The 22,678-nt window shown below is 37.2% G+C and carries 20 protein-coding genes; 12 read left to right on the top strand and 8 right to left on the bottom strand.

Features of this window, described 5'->3' with window-relative positions:
* Positions 1-47: 47 nt before the first annotated feature.
* Together M030_RS0112225 and M030_RS0112220 are read left to right on the top strand one after the other, a co-directional pair.
* Entirely contained in the window at positions 48-686 is a 639-nt protein-coding gene (locus M030_RS0112225; RefSeq protein ID WP_027373761.1) for a peroxiredoxin-like family protein, read from the top strand.
* Positions 683-1,483 (top strand): DNA alkylation repair protein, encoded by an 801-nt coding sequence (locus M030_RS0112220; protein WP_027373760.1) that lies wholly within the window; start codon positions 683-685, stop codon positions 1,481-1,483. Before M030_RS0112225 ends, M030_RS0112220 begins: the two co-directional genes overlap by 4 nt.
* Positions 1,484-2,242: 759 nt before the next feature.
* On the opposite strand, the gene M030_RS0112215 is transcribed toward M030_RS0112220, so the two are convergent.
* Both M030_RS0112215 and M030_RS0112210 read right to left on the bottom strand, forming a co-directional pair.
* Positions 2,243-3,001, bottom strand: coding sequence for a TIGR03915 family putative DNA repair protein (locus tag M030_RS0112215; protein ID WP_027373759.1), 759 nt, complete (start codon positions 2,999-3,001; stop codon positions 2,243-2,245).
* 14 nt (positions 3,002-3,015) lie between these two features.
* A complete protein-coding gene (locus M030_RS0112210; protein WP_027373758.1) occupies positions 3,016-4,275 on the bottom strand; it encodes a putative DNA modification/repair radical SAM protein in 1,260 nt (419 codons plus the stop codon).
* 156 nt (positions 4,276-4,431) lie between these two features.
* Here M030_RS0112210 and M030_RS0112205 point away from each other — a divergent pair, with 156 nt between their 5' ends.
* The 5 genes from M030_RS0112205 (at position 4,432) to sucC (ending at position 10,005) form a co-directional block, all read left to right on the top strand.
* Positions 4,432-5,760, top strand: coding sequence for a hydroxymethylglutaryl-CoA reductase, degradative (locus M030_RS0112205; protein ID WP_027373757.1), 1,329 nt, complete (start codon positions 4,432-4,434; stop codon positions 5,758-5,760).
* Positions 5,761-5,926: 166 nt separating this feature from the next.
* Positions 5,927-7,015 carry a hypothetical protein gene (locus M030_RS0112195; protein ID WP_027373756.1) on the top strand — a complete coding sequence of 363 codons (1,089 nt, stop codon included), beginning with the start codon at positions 5,927-5,929 and terminating at the stop codon, positions 7,013-7,015.
* Position 7,016: 1 nt separating this feature from the next.
* Complete coding sequence (locus M030_RS0112190; protein WP_027373755.1) at positions 7,017-7,403, top strand: DUF423 domain-containing protein; 387 nt, start codon at positions 7,017-7,019, stop codon at positions 7,401-7,403.
* Between the two features lie 3 nt (positions 7,404-7,406).
* On the top strand, positions 7,407-8,684 hold the full coding sequence (locus tag M030_RS0112185; RefSeq protein ID WP_027373754.1) for a chloride channel protein: 1,278 nt from the start codon (positions 7,407-7,409) through the stop codon (positions 8,682-8,684).
* 130 nt (positions 8,685-8,814) lie between these two features.
* Positions 8,815-10,005 (top strand): ADP-forming succinate--CoA ligase subunit beta, encoded by a 1,191-nt coding sequence (gene sucC / locus M030_RS0112180; RefSeq protein WP_027373753.1) that lies wholly within the window; start codon positions 8,815-8,817, stop codon positions 10,003-10,005.
* A gap of 208 nt (positions 10,006-10,213) precedes the next feature.
* On the opposite strand, the gene M030_RS0112175 is transcribed toward sucC, so the two are convergent.
* Positions 10,214-11,101, bottom strand: coding sequence for a mechanosensitive ion channel family protein (locus M030_RS0112175; RefSeq protein ID WP_027373752.1), 888 nt, complete (start codon positions 11,099-11,101; stop codon positions 10,214-10,216).
* Between the two features lie 97 nt (positions 11,102-11,198).
* Here M030_RS0112175 and M030_RS0112170 point away from each other — a divergent pair, with 97 nt between their 5' ends.
* Positions 11,199-11,834 (top strand): peroxiredoxin, encoded by a 636-nt coding sequence (locus tag M030_RS0112170; protein WP_027373751.1) that lies wholly within the window; start codon positions 11,199-11,201, stop codon positions 11,832-11,834.
* Positions 11,835-11,931: 97 nt separating this feature from the next.
* Here the strand turns inward: M030_RS0112170 and M030_RS0112165 are convergent, their stop codons facing one another.
* From M030_RS0112165 to M030_RS0112155, 3 genes are all read right to left on the bottom strand, one after another.
* The gene (locus M030_RS0112165; RefSeq protein ID WP_027373750.1) at positions 11,932-12,522 is read right to left on the bottom strand and encodes an outer membrane beta-barrel protein; all 591 of its coding nucleotides are present in this window, start codon (positions 12,520-12,522) and stop codon (positions 11,932-11,934) included.
* Between the two features lie 312 nt (positions 12,523-12,834).
* Positions 12,835-13,350: a membrane protein gene (locus tag M030_RS0112160; RefSeq protein WP_027373749.1), complete on the bottom strand. Its 516-nt coding sequence runs from the start codon at positions 13,348-13,350 to the stop codon at positions 12,835-12,837.
* Between the two features lie 93 nt (positions 13,351-13,443).
* Entirely contained in the window at positions 13,444-15,777 is a 2,334-nt protein-coding gene (locus M030_RS0112155) for a TonB-dependent siderophore receptor (RefSeq protein ID WP_027373748.1), read from the bottom strand.
* A 183-nt stretch (positions 15,778-15,960) separates the two neighbouring features.
* Between M030_RS0112155 and M030_RS0112150 the strand changes: the two genes are divergently transcribed.
* On the top strand, positions 15,961-17,016 hold the full coding sequence (locus tag M030_RS0112150; RefSeq protein ID WP_027373747.1) for a Gfo/Idh/MocA family oxidoreductase: 1,056 nt from the start codon (positions 15,961-15,963) through the stop codon (positions 17,014-17,016).
* A 140-nt stretch (positions 17,017-17,156) separates the two neighbouring features.
* On the opposite strand, the gene M030_RS0112145 is transcribed toward M030_RS0112150, so the two are convergent.
* Entirely contained in the window at positions 17,157-19,052 is a 1,896-nt protein-coding gene (locus M030_RS0112145) for an ABC-F family ATP-binding cassette domain-containing protein (RefSeq protein WP_027373746.1), read from the bottom strand.
* A 202-nt stretch (positions 19,053-19,254) separates the two neighbouring features.
* On the opposite strand from M030_RS0112145, the gene M030_RS0112140 reads away from it, so the two are divergent.
* Complete coding sequence (locus M030_RS0112140) at positions 19,255-19,767, top strand: 5' nucleotidase, NT5C type (RefSeq protein WP_027373745.1); 513 nt, start codon at positions 19,255-19,257, stop codon at positions 19,765-19,767.
* 43 nt (positions 19,768-19,810) lie between these two features.
* On the opposite strand, the gene M030_RS0112135 is transcribed toward M030_RS0112140, so the two are convergent.
* Positions 19,811-20,674 carry a glycoside hydrolase family 25 protein gene (locus M030_RS0112135; protein WP_027373744.1) on the bottom strand — a complete coding sequence of 288 codons (864 nt, stop codon included), beginning with the start codon at positions 20,672-20,674 and terminating at the stop codon, positions 19,811-19,813.
* 65 nt (positions 20,675-20,739) lie between these two features.
* On the opposite strand from M030_RS0112135, the gene M030_RS0112130 reads away from it, so the two are divergent.
* Together M030_RS0112130 and trmD are read left to right on the top strand one after the other, a co-directional pair.
* Complete coding sequence (locus M030_RS0112130; RefSeq protein ID WP_027373743.1) at positions 20,740-22,002, top strand: NAD(P)/FAD-dependent oxidoreductase; 1,263 nt, start codon at positions 20,740-20,742, stop codon at positions 22,000-22,002.
* Positions 21,999-22,670, top strand: a complete 672-nt coding sequence (gene trmD / locus M030_RS0112125; protein WP_027373742.1) for a tRNA (guanosine(37)-N1)-methyltransferase TrmD — start codon at positions 21,999-22,001, stop codon at positions 22,668-22,670. The genes M030_RS0112130 and trmD overlap by 4 nt, the downstream gene beginning before the upstream one ends.
* Positions 22,671-22,678 lie beyond the last annotated feature (8 nt).

Genomic DNA, 22,678 nt, shown 5'->3' with positions numbered 1-22,678 from the left:
TTTCTAAAGGCTTTTAGAACTTTGTAAAAATAATAAATAAAAAAACATTGCACACCCTGGCCACCCAAATTGATCAGTTGAATCAAGACCTCTTTTCACAACTTCCACAGGAGGTTCTCGAAGCTTTTGAACAATCGATCGAAGAAATAAAGACAAAAAACATAGAAGAAATCAGTATCCGGACCGGAGACCTGATGCCAGAGTTTTCTCTGCCTAATGTCTTCGGCAGGACAATTCATTCAAAAGATATCCTTAAAAACGGGAAAATGATTATGGCTTTTTACAGAGGAAGCTGGTGTCCATATTGTCATCTGGAGCTGAAGTTTTTACAGGATCATCTTTCTGAAATCAAAGCTAAAAATGCTGTTCTGCTGGCCATTTCTCCTCAAGGTCCCGATCATTCTCTCAATATGATTGAAAAAAATAACTTAAAATTTGAAGTATTAACAGACCACAATAATGAATTTGCTAAAAAGTTGGGAATAGTCTTTCAATTACAGGATTTCGTGCTGTCTCACTACCAAAATTTAGGCATCAGACTTTCTGATTTTAATAATAATGAAGAAAACAGTTTACCTGTTCCTGCTGTTTTTGTGGTCGATGAAAATAAAATGGTTACCTATAAATTTTTAGATGTAAATTACATGAACCGATTGAATGTGGAAGAATTAATACAAGCATTATGACCGAAAAGAGAAAAGGAGCACGTTCTGTAAAAGACATACCTACAGAAATTTTGCACCAACTGAATAAAGGTGAGATTGAAACCGCCAATCTTACAGAATGGCTGGCTGTGGACCAGAAACTGCTGCTGGAAAATTTGCTTCTTGAGCATCATAGGGAAGAATATCTGAAACCTGTCTTAAAAAAAGTAGACGGATTGAAAAAACAGACTGTCAATACGGTTAATGAGGCAATAGGAACAGGGATTCTCGATTTGGTTATTAAAAATAAAGACGAAGGATTGGTATCAGAGCTTTCTGTTCACCAATCAGATCTGGTTCGTTGCTGGGCTGCATACATGATCGGAAGAAATAATACACTGAGTCTCAAAGAAAGGTTTCTAAGAATACAAAGCTTTGCCTCCGATCAACATTTCGGAGTGAGAGAAATAAGTTGGATGACACTGCGTCCCGATATCGCAAAAAATATTTCCGCGTCAATAGCGATTTTATCGGAATGGACTGCTCACAAAAATGAGTACGTACGGCGCTTTGCCAGCGAATGTACCAGGCCTCGCGGAGTATGGTGTGAACATATAGCTGAACTGAAACAAAATCCGGGACTGGGACTGGATATTTTAGAACCACTGCGTTCGGATGAATCGAGATATGTCCAGGATAGCGTTGGGAACTGGCTTAATGACGCGAGCAAGTCACAACCTGAATTTGTCATTGAGGTCTGTGATGAATGGCTTAAAGAAAGTCCAACGAGAGAAACAAAGTATATTGTTAAAAAAGCTTTACGGACAATCCGGAAATGAAAAGTTATCCACAATATTGTGTTTTCTAAAACCTTTTTCCTGGCAGCCTGTTGATAATAAGACGGTTATATAGAACCTTTAGACAGGGCATTTTTCCAACATAATATGATCATTTTGCAACGAAAAAGTTATCCACAATATCAGTATGTCGGATTATGTGGATTGTAAATACTTGAGACATAATTTTCTATGTAAAATAATTGTACAAGCTGCTTCAGCAAGATCAGATCATGAGTAATGAAAAAAAAGTTATCCACAATATGAGTTTTGATGACTTGTTAGTGATTTTAAAAATAAAATTTCGTGCAAACTCGTGACATTAGTAGGCAATGAAATTTTAGAAAAAAAATAATTGTTGAGAGTCACATCTTTCTTTTTTTAAAAAAATACCTGTGCAAATCTGTGTCATCTGTAGTAAAAAGTTATCCACAATATCATCTTTTAAATATTTTTTACTGTATCATTCTTGATATTAGTATCTTACAAAAAGCCCTTGTAATGCTGCTTTATGAATGATCGGAATACCTAATTCAATGAAAAAAGTTATCCACAATATCGAAATGTAGATTGTGGGTTATTACAAACAGATGATAATTAATATGTTATGTAATATTAATAACAGAAGCATTTTTAGAAGACATGTTTTTAATTAATAAGAAAAAAGTTATCCACAATATGACAATTTTCTCCGTATTTACTCAAAATGTTATCTCTAATAAGGTTATGGGTTCGAGACTTATTTTCGGAAGAAATAAAAAACTACCATTTCTCCGTCAGATATTTCCAATACCGTTTTGGAACGTGCTGAACATGAAGTTTTAAATTTTTTCTTTCAACAATATTTGTTTTGGTGAAGTACCGTTGCCACAATACCTGATAATTTTTTTCATCATCATGAAATTTTTGTTGATAATGATTCAGATCCAGTTGTCCATCGGGATAAAAGAAGTCGCAGTTTTCAAGGTCATAGAGAATTCCGTAATTTCTGCGCAGATCGTAGATCATCCATTTCTGGTCCTGATAACGGTCCTTAAAATGTTTTCTGATTAATGGTAAAACATTAAAGTCGGGGTCTATCTGTGAAAAAAATATACCATCCTGCATTTTCTCGAACCGAACAAAAGCTGTCATTCTATGCCTTTCACGATCGACGGACTTGCAGATTTTTGAAATTTTTAAAATATCAGGATCAGCAAAGTTTTCAAGAATGTTTATTCCTGGTTGATTTACCAATTTCCTTACAACGGATAAGGTTAATCTTTCCGATTCCGGATCTTCAGACAAAAAAACTTTTAAAAGTTGATGAATGCCACGTTTGCCGATGTCTTGTTCCAGCTTATGCAAAACTCTTTCTGATTTTTCGGGCTGGGTAATGACCTCATGAATTTCTGCGAAAATATTTTCCTGATGAAATTTTTGTCTGCTCACTATCTCCGCATCACGATAGCGATATTCGAAAACTTCAAATATTGCTGTAAAAAGGCCGTCAAAACTTCCGTCGTAGAGCAGGTTTGTCATATATTCAGTTTAAATCAAAATAAACTCAATTGTTGTGAGAATTGGTTGTGAAACTTTGAAGAACTTCCTCCTACCAAGAGTTTTCTGAAATTTTTATCTGTTAAATATCGTAAATAGGCATTTCCTGCGGTAAAATCAATAAAATATTTGGCCCGGTTTACTGCTGCGCCCAACTGTTTTAAATGATCGATGCTTAAAACCTGAAAACGTCTCGCACTGATAATTTTTTGTGCAGATTTTACACCAATTCCCGGAATTCTTAAGATCATCCGATAATCCGCCGTTTGAATATTTACCGGAAACTGATCCAGGTGTCGCAGTGCCCAGCTTAATTTCGGATCCACTTCCAGATCAAGAAAAGGAATATGAGGATCTAGAATTTCTTCTGCCTTAAAACCGTAAAATCTCATCAGCCAGTCCGACTGATACAATCTGTTTTCACGAAGCATCGGAACTTCGGTAGTAAGAGAAGGAAGCCTTTTATCTTCCAAAACAGGAACATATCCTGAATAATACACTCTTTTCAGATTAAAATTTTTATAAAAGTGATCAGCCACTTTGATAATCTGCAGGTCATTTTCATTCGTAGCCCCTACAATCATCTGCGTAGATTGTCCAGCCGGAGCAAATTTGGGAACTTTTTTCAAAATTTTCTTCTCATCTTCATATTGAATGATCCCTTTCTGAATATAACGCATCGGATTCAGCATATCTTCCCTGTTTTTCTCAGGAGCCAGTAATTTTAACCCGCTTTCGGTGGGGATTTCAAGGTTAACGGACAACCGGTCTGCATACAGGGCAGCTTCCTGCATCAGCTCATCACTCGCTCCCGGAATTGATTTCAGATGAATATACCCATTGAAATTTTCTTCAAGGCGAAGTTTTTTGGCCACCCGCACCAGTCGCTCCATGGTTGTATCTGCATTTTTGAAAATTCCTGAACTTAGAAATAATCCTTCGATATAATTTCTACGGTAAAAATTTATAGTAAGATCAACTACCTCTTCCACGGTGAATGCCGCTCTTTTAATATCATTTGAACTTCTCGATACACAATACGCACAATCGTAAATGCAATGATTGGTCAATAGAATTTTAAGCAAAGAAACACATCTTCCATCTTCTGTATAGGTGTGGCAGATTCCGCTTACAGAGCTATCACCCAAACCCCCTTTTTTGTTCTTCCTTGTCCCGCCGCTTGAAGAGCACGATACATCGTACTTTGCTGCGTCTGCAAGGATTTCGAGTTTTTCTTTAAGGCGTTCAAAGTTCATCAGATAAAATGTTTGATATTATTTGTATCGTACTGTATTTTATATTGTGTTCAAATTTAGTTCCAAAATTGATAAAAGTCAAGCTTTTTTCATGGAAGTTATCAACAAAAAAGAGTCTCAAAATCATTATATTTACGGCTCATTAAAGTTTATATCATGAATCATAAACCAATCGAAGGTTTTTCCAAGCTTCCAAAGCAGGGGAAAATCGACTGGCTCGTAAACGAATATCTTGAAGGAAATAAGGAATACCAAAATATATTGAAACAATATTGGAACGATGATGCAGATCTTCAGAAACTTCATGAGGAGTTTTCTGAAAATACCATCTCCAATTTTTATATGCCTTATGGAATTGCACCGAATTTTTTAATTGACGGAAAACTATTGGCTCTTCCAATGGCTGTCGAAGAAAGTTCCGTAGTGGCAGCAGCTTCCAAAGCTGCAAAATTCTGGATCGATAAAGGTGGTTTTAAAACTACCATTATCAATACCGAAAAATTAGGGCATACCCACTTTATTTTCAATGTGGAACCGCACAAATTATTGCATTTCTTTAATTTCAGTTTAAAGAAAAAATTACTGGAGACTACGGAAGACATCACCTCGAATATGAGAAAACGTGGTGGTGGTATTCTGAACATCAGCCTGGTCGATAAAACATCAGAAATGCCGAATTATTATCAGTTAAAGGCCAGCTTTGATACAGTAGACTCCATGGGAGCCAATTTTATCAACTCATGTCTTGAACAGTTTGGAAAAACCCTGAGACAGGAAGTAGCAACGAGTGAAGATTTTACTCAGGAAGAAAAAAACTCATTGCAGATCGTGATGAATATCCTTTCCAATTTTACTCCTGACTGTATCGTAAGAGCTGAGGTTTCCTGTAAAATGGAGGATTTAAAAGATGATAGCGGTATTTCCCCTGAAGAATTTGCAGCAAAATTCAAACAGGCCGTCACCATCGCAGAAATTGAACCTTACCGTGCAACAACACACAACAAAGGCGTTATGAATGGAGTAGACGCAGTAGTAATCGCTACCGGAAACGACTTCAGGGCAACGGAAGCCTGCGCCCATGCCTATGCAGCAAGAGACGGACAATACAGATCACTGACACATTGCACCACAGATAACGGAGTGTTCAGATTCTGGATCGATCTTCCTATCTCTGTAGGAGTAGTCGGTGGATTGACAAATCTTCACCCATTGGTAAAATTCTCTCTTGCGCTTCTCGGAAAACCTTCAGCACAGGAGTTGATGAGCATTTTAGCAGTGTCAGGACTTGCCCAGAATTTCGGAGCATTACGTTCTCTGGTCACCACCGGGATCCAGAAAGGGCATATGAAGATGCACCTTCTAAATATTCTCAATCAATTAGGAGCTACTGAAGAGGAAAAACAACATTTCGTGACCTACTTCAAAGATAAAACAGTGAGCCACCATGAGGTGATCAATGAATTTAACAGAATGAGAGGAAACTAATGCTACAGATCATTTTGCCAATTGTGTTCCTTCTTTTTGGATTCTTTTTAAAGAAAACCAATAATGAAGGGTTCAGAAGTTCCAAAAGATTTGCCAATATGTTTATCATACTGGGAATTTCCACATTGGTAGCTAAATTTATTTTAATATACCTAAAATCAAAATAGTGAAAAAAAGTATTGCAGTTTTTCTATTGATTTCCGGACTCAGTTTTTCGCAGCAGAAAAATGTGAAAATTAGTGATTTGCCGCCTAAAACAGAAGATTTTGTGTTTCCGGTAATCTCCTATCCGGATCATCCAGATGTAGAGAAAAAGATCAATACTTTTCTTCAGGTAAACGAACTTGAATATGTTCCGGGATCACCCGTAAGCCCTTCCAAGCTGGTTTCTACCGGAACGACTTCTTATTCCAACTATATTTATTTTAACAGTTGGAAAAAGATTGAATCCCCAAAAAATATTTTGACGATCGGAATGGATGGCGAAGCTACAGGTGCCTATCCTGAAAATTTTGCGGTCTGGAAAAACTTTGATCTGAGAACAGGAAATTTCATCAATGCCGAAGATTTATTTCAACCCAATTCAGTGAAAATTGTTGAAGGAATCATTCAGAAAGGAGTAAAGAAAAGAATTTCTGATTTTCTCGTCAAGCTGAGAGCCGAAAAAAATCCTACGGAAGAAGTGAAAGATCAGATTGCTATTTACGAAGACTGTTTTACAGGTCATACGTTGGAGTATATCAGATACTTTTTTGGAAAAGATAAATTAACTTTTGTGGCCGGAAGATGCTCTAATCATGCAAGCAGAGCCCTGGATGAGCTGGATAGTCATGAAATTGTAATTCCATATAAAGATCTTGATAAGCACTGGAGCCCTTATGCTAAAAAACTGATTTCCGGCTCTGAGCAAGTCAATACAACAAGTTTCAGAAATAAATTATATAAAGGAAAAATAGATGGAAAATATCCGGTGACTGTTTTTATCAGCCGCTTTTATCCTGCAGAAGATAAATCCGGAGTCAGTACGTTTCAGGCCGGGTATTGGTATGATAAGAGTAAAAAGCTGATCAAATGGGACGGGCAATTGAAAGGTCAGCATATTTCCATTGTTGAGAATGACCATTATGATGATGCCACAAGTCAATGGATTCGAAGAGCCTTGGTAGAAGCGGAAATGGACGGTAATAAAATTACCGGTACATGGCAGGATCTTAAAACAAAAAAGAAATTAACCCTAGAATTAGAAGAGTTATAAAATGAAAACAATTACTTTGATTTTTGGAGCAGTTTACGGAATGGTTTCTGTAATCCTTGGTGCTTTCGGGGCACACGCTTTAAAGAAAATATTAGCTGTAGAAAGACTGGAGAGTTTTGAAACAGGAGTAAGATACCAGATGTACGCGGCATTTTTTCTGCTGATCATCGGGTGTATCTTGAAATTTGAAACTTCTGCGGAGAGATGGACTTCCATTTTAATGATTGCAGGAACATTATTATTCTCAGTGAGCATCTATTTCCTGAGCATGCAGGATTATCTGGGAGTGAATCTGAAATTTCTGGGGCCTATCACGCCGCTGGGAGGATTGATGATGATCTTAAGCTGGGGAATGCTTATTCTTTATTTTGCTAAAAATAAGATCTAAATAATGAAAATTAATAGAAGAAGACGGTTAATACGAACATTTAATCTTTTAGATCAACCTATCAGATTTAATCCGTTTGTGTTTAGCCGTACTTTTTTTATGTGGGCTGTTACAGGTCTGGTAGGAGGTATTATTGCCGGTGGATATTGGATTGTTTTAGAACATTTTACAGAGTTTCTGGCTGAATTTCAAGGGTGGCAGGTAATTCCAACCATGGCCATCTGCGGCTTGCTGGCTGGTCTGGTAATTCATTTTATCGGCGATCCCGGAGAAATTCACCTGATTGTTAATAATATCAGATTCAATAAAGGAAAACTGGATCCGAAGAATAATCCTTCCATGATTTTATCCTCGCTGTTTTGTGTGGCATCAGGAGGAGGTTTAGGACCGGAAGCTCCTTTGGTACAGGTAACAGGTTCTACAGGAACTTACCTTGGAAAAATTTTCAGATTGAAAGGAGAAGAATTGCGTTCCTTGAGTATCGCCGGAATGGCTTCAGGCTTTACCGCATTATTCGGTGCACCGCTTGGCGGAAGTCTTTTCTCCCTCGAAATCCTGCATCACAAACATGCTGTGGAATATTATAAAGCGATTATTCCGGCTTTGGTGGCAAGCTGCTTCAGTTATCTGATGTTTGCATTGATTATTCATTTAGGAATCGGGGCAACCTGGGACCTGAAGGCTTATCATTATACAGGAGTATATGATTTTTTATATGCGACATTGTTCGGAGCTGTAGGAACTTTTTTTGGGTGGATTTTCATTTTTGTGGTGAAATTCTTCAAAAAAGTTTTTGAATACAGGAAGGTTCCCATTTACATCAAAACCTTGACAGGAGGACTTATCCTGGGCATTATTGCCTATAATTTTCCGATCACCAGATATTTTGGTCACAACGAGATCAATCAGCTGATCGGTGGAAATTTCGGATTGAAATTTTTGATTTTAGTCCTTGTTTTTAAAATTCTGGCGATCGCCATTACAGTAACTTCAGGATGGAGGGGTGGTTTTATCATTCCATTGTTCTTTGTAGGAACAACGCTGGGGTTGATTATCCACACTCTATTCCCCTCTGTAGATACCACTTTAGCTATTGTAAGCTGTATGGCAGCCATCAATGCCTGTGTGACAAGAACACCGATGAGTACAACAATTATTTTGGGAACCCTGACCGGATTTACTTATTTTGTCCCGATCTTGTTTGCCAGTTTAACCGGGTATTTCCTTGCCCCAAGAATTCCGTTTATCGGATCTCAATCTGAGAAATTAACGGAAGAATAAAGAAAAATGGAAGATATGTTAAAAATCAAGTCACTCAGACTTTAAATTTTAAGTCAATAAACTTGAACTTCCGTGTCTTTTTAGTAAATTTGTCAACCTTTAAATTTTTAAATAAAATAATAAAAATAATATGAATCTTCACGAGTATCAATCAAAAGAGATTTTATCAAAGTACGGAGTAGCTATCCAACGTGGTTTCGTTGCAAACAGCGTAGACGAAGCTGTAGCAGCTGCTGAAAAATTGACTGCTGAAACCGGAGCACAGGCTTGGGTTGTAAAAGCACAGATTCACGCAGGGGGTCGTGGTAAAGGTGGGGGTGTTAAGTTCTCTCCAAACATGGATAAACTTAAAGAAAACGCTCAGAATATCATCGGAATGCAGTTGGTAACTCCACAAACTTCTGCTGAAGGTAAAAAAGTAAACTCTGTTTTGATTGCAGAAGATGTTTATTATCCTGGAGAATCTGAAACTAAAGAATTTTATGTTTCTATTCTTTTAGATAGAGCTGAAGGGAAAAATACAATCGTATATTCTACTGAAGGTGGTATGGATATTGAGCACGTTGCTGAAGTAACACCTCATTTGATCCACAACGAATTGATTGATCCTGCGATCGGTCTTCAAGGTTTCCAGGCTAGAAAAATTGCTTTCAACCTAGGTCTTGAAGGGAATGCATTCAAAGAATTTGTGAAATTTATTTCATCTCTTTACAATGCGTACACAGGAATTGATGCTTCTCTTTTCGAAATCAACCCTGTATTAAAAACTTCTGATAACAAAATTATCGCTGTAGATGCTAAAGTAACTTTAGATGACAACTCATTGTTCCGTCACAAAGATTTAGCTGAGCTTAGAGATACAAGAGAAGAAGATCCGATGGATGTTGAAGCTGGTGAAGCCGGTCTTAACTTCGTAAAATTGGATGGTAACGTTGCTTGTATGGTAAACGGAGCCGGTCTTGCAATGGCAACTATGGATATCATCAAATTATCCGGTGGTAACCCTGCAAACTTCCTTGACGTAGGAGGTACTGCTGATGCTCAGAGAGTACAGACTGCTTTCGGAATCATCTTAAGAGATCCCAACGTAAAGGCGATCCTGATCAACATCTTCGGAGGTATCGTAAGATGTGACAGAGTTGCTCAGGGGGTTGTAGATGCTTACAAAGCTATGGGTAGCCTTCCGGTTCCATTGATCGTAAGATTACAGGGAACTAACGCGGTAGAAGCTAAAAAATTAATTGATGATTCTGGTCTTCCGGTTCACTCTGCAATTACTTTAGAAGAAGCTGCAAACAAAGTAAAAGAAGTTTTAGCATAATCTGAAACTTTCAAATAAATAGAAAACCGTTTCATGTTTGAAACGGTTTTTTTTGTTGGTCAAAGTAATCTAATGGTAACGTTTTAATCTAAGGGGAGAATTGGGTTATTGTAAACCTAACAGGTTTCTGAAATCTGCTAGGTTTTTTACCGTTCACCATAAAAAAACCACCTCAAACTGAGGTGGTTTTTATTGTCTGTGTGTTTTGTTACTTATCGAGATGATTTTCCGGTAAAGTGGTCTCACCACTGGTAATACTGATGCTTGTTGGCGTTACCAGCTGGATTTTATCCGCATCTAGCCTCTCTTTAATATTTAAATATGCCTTACTTCTTACCTGGGCAAGGTTTGCCCCTACTTTGATCCAGAATTTAACCTGTAGATTGAAAGAACCTTGCTTTAAATCAGTAAAGATAACTTCTGCAGTGTCCAGTTTATCCACATTATCCAGATTCTTTAGGACGTCCAGAATTCCTTTTTGAGCTTTGCTGATATCTTCATCGGCGGGAATTTCAAAATTTAAAATAATCCTGCGTTGAGGGGAAGCCGTAATATTATAGAACGGAGCGTTGAAAACAACCTGATTGGGAATATAAGCCTTCTTTCCGTCATCAGTAAGGAGCTTGGTAGTAAGGAAGCCAATTTCCTGTACCGTCCCGGAATGAGCTCCGATCGTGATATAATCTCCTACTTTAAATGCTTTGTCAATTCCGATGAGCATTCCAGAGAAAATACTGGAAACAAGATCTTTCAGCGCAACCCCTGCAATGACCCCTGCGACCCCTAAACTTCCGATAAATTTCCAGAGAAATCCGCTGAACCCCATAATTTCAAGGGAAATAAAGGTTCCCATCAGCATGATTAAAAATCTGAAAATTCCTACCAAAGTAACTAAAGAACTTTCTTTTTGGCTTTTCGGGAAGAATTTGTGAAATATTTTGACGGCGGCAATACTTAGATATTTACTGGTGATAAGAAAAAAAGTAAATACCAAAATTCCGACAATCAGTTTAGGCGTAATTTCGGCAAATGTCACATACCAGCTTTCCAATACCTTATACACAAGGTCTACATAGCTGAGTCCGGTTTTCTGCATGATTATTTTTTTTGAAATAAATATATAAATTTTTATCAAAAATTTTGCCAGTATCAAAAAGTCTACTAAATTTGTAGACTAACAAACACGAAGTATTATGTCAATTAAACTAGGAGATACGGCACCCAACTTTCACGCAGAGACCTCTTTAGGCGAAATCAACTTTCACGACTATCTCGGAGATTCATGGGGAATATTATTTTCACATCCTGCAGATTATACGCCGGTTTGCACTACAGAGCTGGGTTTTACTGCTAAGCTGCACGCTGACTTTGTTCAGAGAAATACAAAGGTCATTGCATTAAGTGTGGATGGAGTAGAGGATCACCAAAACTGGGTTAAAGACATCAATGAAACTCAGAATACAGAGGTTCAGTTTCCTATAATTGCTGATAAAGAAAGGAAAATTTCAGAATTGTATGATTTTATCCATCCTAATGCTTCAGTCACTGCCACCGTTCGTTCTTTGCTGATTATTGATCCGTCAAAAAAAGTAAGACTGATTATTACCTATCCGGCTTCTACAGGGAGGAATTTTAATGAAATACTGAGAGTCCTGGATTCTTTACAGCTGGTAGACGCTTATACTGTGGCTACTCCGGCGAATTGGGAGAATGGTGATGATGTCATTGTTCCTCCGAATATTTCTACCGACTATGCCAGAAAGATATTCCCTAAGGGAGTAACGGAAGTAAAACCGTATTTAAGATACACTCCTCAACCCAATACATGATTTATTTGATTTTTTATAGTTTAGTTTTAATTTGTACGAAAAGCGGCCCGAAATTTATTTCGGGCCGCTTTCAATTTTTTTTATAAGTATTCAGTGATTACTTAACGTCGTTGATGATTTGTTTTCCCTTAGATGTCGGAAGATAAATCTGGAAACCTAAACCAAAAGTAATTTTGTTAGTATATCCACCGCTTCCGAATCCTGCATTAGCATCATATTTAACTAAACCTTCTAATCCAATATTTGGAGTGATGAAGTAAGAGTAACCAGGTCCGAATCCAAAATTAAGTCCGTTAGAAGAAGATCCTCCTTTAGAAATAGATGTTCCTCCAACTCCTAAATTACCTTCTAAAAACCATCTTCCGTGGTGAAGCAAGTTGTTTACTCCCTGTTCTCCCGGGTTTAGATAGTAACGTCCTAATGCTCCTACATTATACGTGAAAGTAGTAGGCGCATCTTTAGCTCCTTTAAATCCTAAATCTACATAACCCCCAACTGCGATGTTATCTTCGATGAAATAAGCTCCTTTCGGCTGGATGTTAAAATCATAACCTCCTCCTTTGTTTAATCCGAAGTTTGCACCTGCCAGGTTACCACCTACCATCCAATTACCTTTCTGAATCTGAGCGTTTGCAGTTGCTGTTAAACCTGCCACAGCTAATATCCCTGTTAAAATAAGTCTTTTCATAATTTATTATTTTAATAATTAAATGTTTATTATTCACGAATTATAGAAAAAACAATAAATGTGCCAGACTCTTAATTTTAGACAATTTTTCAAAAAAAGTGTTAATAATTAAGTGTTGAGATAAACATATTTTTAACATTATCATTATCAATTTCATAATAATATATGAAAGTCTTAAAAGGTAAATAGCTAATAGAGCGAAGTTATTGAAAGCTAAATGAATAGAAGTTTATCTTTTGTTGAACGCATACAATCAACTTACTTCTGATTATTTAAAATATTAACAAATGATCCCGATTGTTCTCGGTTTTTTTAAATAAATAAAAGAATCAGTGAAATAATCAAACCGGCAATGGTAAACTTGATTCCACGTTTGAATGCTTTTGTTTTGGGATTAAACATCCAGAAACTTGAGATAACGAAGAAGAAAAGAGCTACCCCAAAAAATACGCTCAAAGGAGAGATGGCATCTTTAGACTGTGATTTATGAAGAGAAACCATCTTGTCCAGTACAAAAGGCAGTTCCATTTTAGAATACTGTGCCTTTCCGGTTGCTGCATCATAAGTACCTTTTTTAAAATGAAGAACAGTACCTTCTGTTTTTTCCACTTCAAGACCTTTCATTTTCAGTTCCTTTTTCAGCTGCTTTTCAGTAAGATCCTTCGCAAGTACTTTATCATACTTTTTTTCATTCTTCAGAAAATCTGTGTCTCTGTACACCAGAAGTATTCCGCTTAATGCATACACTGCCATAATACCTGCAAGGAAATATCCAAGATAACGGTGTGTGATTCTCATGAAAGTTCTCGTGTCCTTAATCTTATCCATATCGTTTTTGTTTTGTTTTTAAAATTTCAAAAGTGGAAACTGCAACAAATGCAATTTCCACTTTTAGTGTTGAAGTAGGTATATACTTGTTTTTTACAGTCTGTAAGTCAGCGTAAAATAATAGTTTCTCGGTGTAATCGGATTCACTGAATAGTTCTCGTGAACGTTATAATTCACTACATCAAAAAGATTACCCACTTTCCCCTGGATCGAGAATTTCTTCCAGTCGTATCCTAAAGATAATGTGACAGTCGTATAATCTTTTATAGGAATCATTCTGGTGATACCATTTCTGGAGATGTTGGTAGATTTGGAATCATTCCAACCGGCAATTCTATCACCGATATAGTAAATACCTGCACCAACTCTTAATCCTTTTACATAATTGGTAAACTTGTAGAAAACTGAAGCATTAGCTGTTGTTGCCGGGGTTCTTACCAATCTTTGATTTTCAACATATCCTTTTTCAGGTGTATCAATATACACAGAATTGTTATACGAGAATCCTGCAATGATGGAAAGGTTTTCCGTCGGATTACCTGTAATATCCAATTCTACACCACGGCTTCGCATTTTACCTGCTAATTCCTTTAAATTTGAATCGGGCGTAATTACTGAAGTAACTCCCTTATTGTCTACAGCAGTATAAAAATAATTTTGGTAATAATTGTTATAAATGATCTGATAGGCGGTTATATTAACAGCCAGAGCATTGTTCCAGAAATTCTTTTTTGCTCCTATTTCGTACTGATCTACAGTGGTAGGTTTTATACCCTGCTGAGGTAACTTACGAATTCTTGCCTGTACGTCTGCCAATTCACCTGAAGTATCCAAATTATTAATTTCATTAGACATATATCCTGAATTGGCCACAAAAGAATTGGTATACGTTGCAAATACCGAAAGATCGTTGTTGGGCATATACACCAAGCCTACTTTAGGTGATATAGCCTGATCCGATGTAGAAGTGTTATTCACCAAAGTCTTTTGATTAATTGTAAACTTCGTATTGATGGTCGGCATATTTTCAACATATGACCAACGAAGACCTGCTAATACTTTAAACTCCTTGGTAAGACTGATGAAATCCTGTGCATAGAAACCTATTCTTCTCGTATTGATTCTGTTCTTTTCATAAGTTCTGGAGTCCGGCATTGATCCGCTGGCCCAGGTTGACGGGTTATTCAGATTTAAAAGATCAGATCCTCCATTGGTTCCGTAGAAATATGAAGTTCCGTATACAGCCTTTTTCATATCAGAAATAGCAGGATTATAATACGTATATGAATCTGAAGAACCGTAATCTGCGTCTGCACCGATTAAGACTTTATGATTAATTCTTCCGGTATTGAATTCTCCATTTAAATTAACTTGGGCAGAAGTATAATTTTGTTCATTATAAGTTCTGTTTAAGGGCCTGTTCCAAACAAGATCGTTGGAGTTTTTTGCATATCCCCACTGCACTCTTTCTGTAGAAAAGTAATCTTTTGTGTAGTTCTGATAAGATGCCATAGCATTTAATGTCCATCTTTCATTAAACTGATGATTGAATGTAACATTTGTAGAAAGTTGTTCCACATTCTGATATTGCCAGTCTGTGCCTAAAAATGCATTTCTGGACAACAGCTCATTCATCTGGTAAGAACCGTCTCTGTTTGTGATGGTTCCGATTCCGAAGTCAGGAGTCACATCATTTTTAAGATAATCTGCCTCTACAATCAATTGAGATTTTGGACTAATATTGAATAAAAAGGATGGGTTGAAGTAATGTTTCTCAGATTTTACAACATCTCTGAAGCTCTCCGCATATTCATAGGCACCGTTCATTCTGAATGCAATATTTTCAGACAAAGGCCCATAAACGTCAATCGTAGGTTTATAAGAATTCCAGCTTCCACCATTTAATCCTATGCTTCCGCCAAAATTAAATTTCGGCTTCTTCGTGATCATATTGATAATTCCTCCCGCAGCTGCATTACCAAAAAGCATTGCGTTGGCTCCCTTTAAGACTTCCACTCTTTCTAAACCGCTTACTTCAGGAAAAACCCCACTATTAACTCTTGATCCGTTCTTGAAAATATTGTCATTTCCCAGAGCAAAACCGCGTCCCCCGAAACTGTCTTGTGAGTTTCCTCTTGAAGAGGTCACATACATCCCGTTGACATTCTGAAGAACATCGCTCAATTGCTTAGCCTGTTGTTGTTCAATGATCTCGTGAGTAACAATGGCAATCGGCTGAGGATTTTCCATTACCGTCAGGTTAGACTTCGTAGATAAGGTTCGGGCCTGATTTGGATTTCCGGTTTTGTGAAGATTGATATCTTCGATGGTTTGGGTTCTAATGGTATCTGCTTCAACGTTTTTTAGCTGTGCGCTCAATGAAACAGCGGTAAATAGAAGACCTAAAGAAAGTAGTTGTCTTTTCATTTTATTTTTATGTAGAACAGTTTTAAATAACGCGCAAATGTAAGTATTTGTTTAGAATAGATAAAAATAATTTTATGATTTTTGTCATTCTTTTGTAGCTCAATAAATGGATTATTTCTATGAGTGCTTCAGATCGGCTATCATCATCTTTTTTATGAATATATTTGTTGAAAATTTTAGAATATGCAATTGGTAAAAGCAGGGCTTTGTGCCTTTGGAATGAGCGGGAAGGTGTTTCATGCCCCCTTTTTAAAAGAACATCCGGGGTTTTTCATTTCTGCTATTGTAGAAAGAAGTAAGGAAGAATCTAAAGAAAAATATCCCGAAGCAACGATCTATCGTTCCGTCGAGGAAATGCTTGCGGAGGCTGATGTAGAACTGGTAATTATTAACACTCCGGTTCAGACCCATTATGATTATGCAAAGAAGGCATTGGATGCAGGTAAGAATATTATTGTTGAAAAACCATTTACAGTAAATGTCTCTGAAGCTGAAGAGCTGGTGAAACTCGCAGAAGAAAAAGGATTGTTTTTAAGTGTTTACCAAAACAGGAGATTTGACCGTGATTTTCTTCAGGTTCAAAAGATTCTCAAAGAAGGAAAACTGGGAAACATTAAAGAAGCAGAGATACGATTTGACAGATTCCGTACTACACCAAGTGGCAAGCAGCATAAAGAAAATCCTGATCAGATCGGTTCAGGTTCGTTGCATGACCTGGGCGCTCATCTGGTAGATCAGGCTGTACAGTACTTTGGATATCCTGATAAGCTTTTCGCCGATGTATTCTCGATGAAAGGACGCGAGTTTGCAAACGATTATTTTGAAATCCTCTTATTTTATAAAGATCACTTAAGAGTAAGGCTGAAATCTTCTGTTTTCACCAAAGAAGATCATTATGCCTATAAAATTCATGGCGATAGGGGAACCTTTCTGCAGGAAAGAACCGATAATCAGGAAAATGAACTGGTAGCAGGAGCGATTCCTGTATATGGTAAAGAGTGGACGAAACCTTTAAAAGAGAGTGACGGAATCTTACATATTATAAATGAAAATTCTGAAACAGAAAGAGTATCGACCTCCAGTGAGGCAGGAAATTATATGGATTATTACCAGCAAATCTATGAACATATCGTTTTCGGCTATGCTGTACCTTCGCCGGGAAAAGAAGTTATTCAGAATATGAAAATCATTGATGCTTCTGTAGAAAGTACAAAAGAAGAGAAGGTGATCAAACTATAAGTGACAGATGATGAATTATGAGTTGATTTAAACTTTAAGGTAAGTGACGGTGAGTGAAGCAGAAATATTTTTCATTCAAATCTTTCCTTCCTTCGACTTTTTACCGGTCAACTCATAATTCATACCTTATACATTAGAGATTAAATTTCTTCCTGGAGTTCCAGCCATCTCATCTCATGGTTTTCCAGTTTTTCAGAGACGGTTTCCAGTTCTGAAGATAATTTTGCAATCTTCTCGTAGTCTGTTTCATTATTGAGCATTTCCAGAATATCTGCCCGTTGCACTTCCAGTTCAGGCATTTCTTTTTCAATAGTTTCCAGTTCCTTTTGCTCTTTGAAAGTTAACTTTTTCTTTTTAGAAGGTAAAGATGAAATATTTTGCGGATTAGAGGCAGCTTCTTTTACAGGTTCAGGTTTTGTTGCTGAATTTTTCTCTAAAGCTTCTTCACGGCTTCTTGCTTCTCTGTATTCTGAGAAATTTCCTACAAAATCTCTTATTTTCCCCTCTCCTTCAAAAGCCAGTACGTGATCTACAATCCTGTCCATAAAATACCTGTCGTGAGAAACAATAATCAAAGAACCCTGAAATTGCTGCAGAAAATTTTCAAGAACAGTTAATGTCGGAAGGTCAAGGTCGTTCGTAGGCTCATCAAAAATCAGGAAATTAGGATTCTGATAAAGAATATACATCAGGTGAAGTCTTCTTTTTTCACCTCCTGATAACTTTGAAATCGGATTATACTGAGTTTGATCATCAAAAAGGAATAATCTCAGGAACTGAGAGGCAGAAAGACTTTTTCCGTTAGCTAAAGGATAAAATTCTGCAATTTCTTTGATAAAATCAATGACACGCTCGTCTTCTTTATAGGTAAGGCCTTTCTGGGAAAAATATCCGAAAGAAATCGTTTCTCCGGTTTCAATTTCTCCGCGGTCAGCTTTTTCAAACCCCTGAATGATATTGAGCAGGGTAGATTTACCTGCACCATTTTTACCTACAATTCCCACTTTTTCTCCCCTCTGAAACTGGTAATTGAAATCCTTCAATAAAACTTTACTGCCAAAACTCTTATCAATATGCTTTAATTCGAGTATTTTATTTCCCAGACGCTTCATTTCAAAATCCAGTTCCAGCCCGTCTTTTCTGGTGTCGGTTTTTGCTATTTTCTCTGTTTCGTAGAAAGAGTCAATTCTGCTTTTTGATTTGGTAGTTCTTGCTTTGGGCTGTCGTCGCATCCATTCAAGTTCCTTTCTGTAAAGGTTGTTGGCTTTGTCAATGGTGGCGTTAAGGTTATCTTCACGAATCATTTTATTTTCCAGATAGGTTGCGTAGGAACCATTGTGGGTGTAAAGATTGCCGTCTTCCATTTCCCAGATAATATCGCAGACACTATCAAGGAAATATCGGTCGTGGGTTACAAGTAATAAAGTGATTTTTGCTTTATTCAGATAATTTTCAAGCCATTCCACCATATTCACATCAAGGTGGTTGGTCGGCTCATCCATGATCAGCAGCGTGTGTCTGTGTTCAGCTCTGGTTTCCGTTAACAGCTTTGCCAATGCTACACGTTTGATTTGCCCTCCCGAAAGAGTGCCCATTTTAGCTTCCAGGTCTGTGATTTTAAGCTGCGAAAGAATCTGCTTCATCTCGTTTTCCAAATCCCATGCTTTGTGGGCTTCCATATCGGCTAATGCTTTTTCAATAAAATCATTGTCGGTTGAATGAAGGGATTTGTGATAGTTTTTAAGAGCAAGGATGGGGGCAGAATCCAAAGTCATCATGAATTCCTCAATGTTTAAATCAGGATCAAAATCAATTTCCTGGTCAAAAAGAACAACCTGGATATCCTTATTAATGATCGCAGTACCGCTGTCCGCAATTTCTTTACCCATTAATATTTTCAGAAGAGTAGATTTTCCACTTCCGTTTTTAGCAACAATCGCAATCTTGTCTCCTTCATTGATGTGAAAAGAAATGTTTTTGAACAAAACTTTGATACCATAAGATTTGGTAAGGTTTTCGGCAGAAACGTAATTCATTGGGAATTAATAGTTTGATTTTAAATTAAAACTGAGCCGCAAAAATACAAAAATGTAATCATAAAATTTTCCGGAACTTCCTATATACAAATGAATATTGATAATTTTTTAATAAACTGTGTCCGTCCTCTCAAAAAAGGATTCAGTAAATTTGATAGATATAACAGTCAATCACAAATAATATAAAACCTGATTTAAAATAATGAAAAAAGTAATTGTCGACATGGATGGGGTAATGGCGGATGTCTATCATCAGCTGATACAATTTGAAAAAAGAGACTCTGGAACAGAAATAGAGATCAGTACCTTGTCAGGAAAGCCTGAAATTGAATCCTTTCCCAACGGAAAGAAACACGTTAACGAACCTGGCTTTTTCCGTACCTTACCGGTAATGAAGGGAAGCCGTGAAGCAATAGAATACCTGAACAATAAATATGAATTGTATATCGTATCTGCAGGCATGGAATTTCCTAACAGTTTACGTGAAAAATACGACTGGCTGGAAGAGCATTTCCCATTTATAAGCTGGGAACAGATTGTTCTTTGCGGAAGCAAAAGAGTGGTTTCCGGAGATGTAATGATTGATGATTATCCTAAAAATTTAAACCATTTTGAAGGAGAAAGATTCATCTTTACACAGCCTCACAATGAACTGATTGAAAACGAAACTTACAAAAGAGTAGATTCCTGGGAGGAAATAATGAATATATTATAAAAACAGGCACAAAAAAGGAAGGTAGCTTTGCAGACTTCCTTTTTTAATCTAAAGTAAGTCTTTTCAGAGACCATGAATTCCCGTTATAGATATCAAGATCAACTTTGGCATTGATGCCGTGAACGATTCCGTTCTCTGTGAATTGCCAGAAGTCCCACTGATCATCGGGAGACGGAGTCGGAACATCATTATAATTGGCCAGCCACAAAGGATAATCTTTGAATTCACCTTTCAGGAAATCTTTGTAGTAGTGATAATAAGTATAAATAATAGGCTTCTCCCCATAGGTTTCTTCTACAATTTTACACCAGACCTTCAGATCTTCCACCAATTTTTTATTGGTTTTGCGTTTTGGAATCTTTTCAATATCCAGAATCGGAGGAAGGTCTCCGCTTTCCAGTTTTACATTGGCCAGAAAATTATTGGCCTGAATGATAGGATCTTCATCTGCTCTGTAAAAATGATAGGCTCCACGGATCAGGTTGTGCTTTTTTGCTTTTTCCCAGAATTCGTCAAAGTGTTTATCTGCACTTTTATTTCCCATAGTGGCACGCATTACCACAAACTCGAGCGGAATGGTCTTATTGCCGATGCTTAAACTATCCCATTTGATGTCTTCCCTGTTCTGATAATGGGAAACATCAAAACCATATGTTTTATCAAGATTGGCACTGAGTATTTTTTGAATCCTAAAGGTCTCCTTTTCACTGTTGTGAAGTTTTTTATGGGTAAATTTATTAAAGTACAAAGCATAATAATAGCTGATAGATTGTTTCAGGTAAAAACCGGTTCCGATTAAAGCCAGAATCAGGATTGCCAATATTACCCTGCGACGGAAAAAATAATTATTTCGTCTGTGTTTGTGGATTTGTTTGGCAGTTTTTTTGGTGTACTTTTTTTGTGTCATAAAGTTTTGCAAAACTAACTTTTTTCACTGCTAAATGCTAAATAAAATCAGTAAATTTGTGTATTATGGAAACACGCGAAAAAATCATCATTATAGGAGGAGGATTTGCGGGGCTGCAGCTTGCAAAAACATTGAATAACAAGAACAAAAAAGTAATTGTTCTGGATCGGATGAATCATCATATGTTTCAGCCGCTTTTTTATCAGGTAGCCTCCGGAAGGATAGAACCTTCCAATATTTCTTTCCCTTTCAGAAAAATTTTTCAGCAATCCAGAAATACACAGTTCCGGATGACAGACGTCAGAGAAATTGACACTGCCAATAACAGAATAATTACTGATGAAGCAGAATTTACATATGACAAATTAATCATTGCAACGGGCTGTAAAACTAATTTTTTCGGCAATAAAGAACTGGAAGGAAAAGCTTTCGGAATGAAAAATACCCAGGAGGCTATCAGCATCAGAAATCATGTGTTAATGACTTTTGAAAAACTGATTCTTGAAAAGAGCAGAAGCGATGATGGAAACTGGAATATTGTCATTGTAGGAAGCGGTCCCACAGGAGTAGAGCTGGCAGGAGCTTTTGCAGAAATGAAAAAAGATATTCTGCCCAGGGATTATCCTTATATGAATTTTGATCATCTGAAGATTATTTTGGTAAGCTCCACCGAGAAGCCCCTTGCTGTAATGAGCAAGGAAGCTCAGGACAAATCGGAAAAATACCTTAAAGATCTTGGAGTGACTTTCCTTAGTGGAGAGGTTGTTACCGATTATGACGGTGATAAGGTTCATTTGAAAAGCGGGAAAGAAATCCCGTCCAATAATGTAATCTGGGCAGCCGGTGTCACAGGGAATGTCGTTGGAGGATTCCCGGAAGAAAAATTAGTAAGAAACAGATATATTGTAGATCGATACAACAAAATAAAAGGCTACGAAAATATTTATGCAATTGGAGATATTGCCTACATGGAGACCCCTAAATATCCGCAAGGCCATCCTCAGGTAGCTAACGTAGCCATTAATCAAGCAAAAAATTTAGGTAAAAATCTTTTAAAGAAAATCCCGGATGAATGGAAAGAATATGAGTATGATGACAAAGGCTCGCTCGCAACAATAGGAAAGCACAGAGCTGTTGTAGACTTACCGTTTATTAAATTCCAGGGCTTTTTAGCATGGTATTTCTGGATGTTTCTTCATTTAATGCTAATTTTGAGCGTCCGAAATAAGCTTGCTATATTCTTTAACTGGATGTGGAGCTACATCAACAAAGATTCTTCTTTAAGATTAATTATTATACCTACTAAGAAAAACGAAACATTACAATGAGAATTGATATCATAAGCGTACTTCCTGAATTGATGGAAAGTCCATTTAAAACCTCTATTCTAAAAAGAGCAATGGATAAAGGATTGGCAGAAGTACATTTTCATCATCTGAGAGATTGGGCAACCAATAAACACAGGCAAATAGATGATGAACCCTATGGCGGAGGCGCAGGAATGGTCATGATGGTAGAGCCATTGGATAAATGCATATCTGAACTTAAAGCTCAGCGTGACTATGATGAGGTGATCTATCTGACACCGGACGGACTGACCTTGAATCAAAAAATTGCCAACAGCCTTTCAATAAAGAAAAATCTTATTTTTCTTTGTGGACACTATAAGGGAATTGATCAGAGAGTGAGAGATCTTCACATCACAAAAGAAATTTCCATAGGAGACTATGTTCTTACAGGAGGCGAGCTGGCGGCGTGTGTTCTTGCGGATTCAGTAATCAGGCTGCTTCCCGGTGTCTTAAATGATGAGCAGAGCGCCTTGACTGATAGCTTTCAGGATGATCTTTTATCACCACCGATCTACACGAGACCCGAAAGTTATAAAGGGTTGGATGTCCCAAAAGTTCTGTTAAGTGGTAATTTTAGTAAAATTGAAGAGTGGCGCCATGATGAAGCGGTAAGAATAACCCAGGAAAAACGTCCCGATTTGCTTTAAAAACACGT

The organism is Chryseobacterium sp. UNC8MFCol, from assembly GCF_000482305.1.
Taxonomy (GTDB): Bacteria; Bacteroidota; Bacteroidia; order Flavobacteriales; family Weeksellaceae; genus Chryseobacterium; species Chryseobacterium indologenes.
Note: the sequence above shows the minus strand (reverse complement) of the source record. Positions and strands in the feature narration are given on the sequence as shown.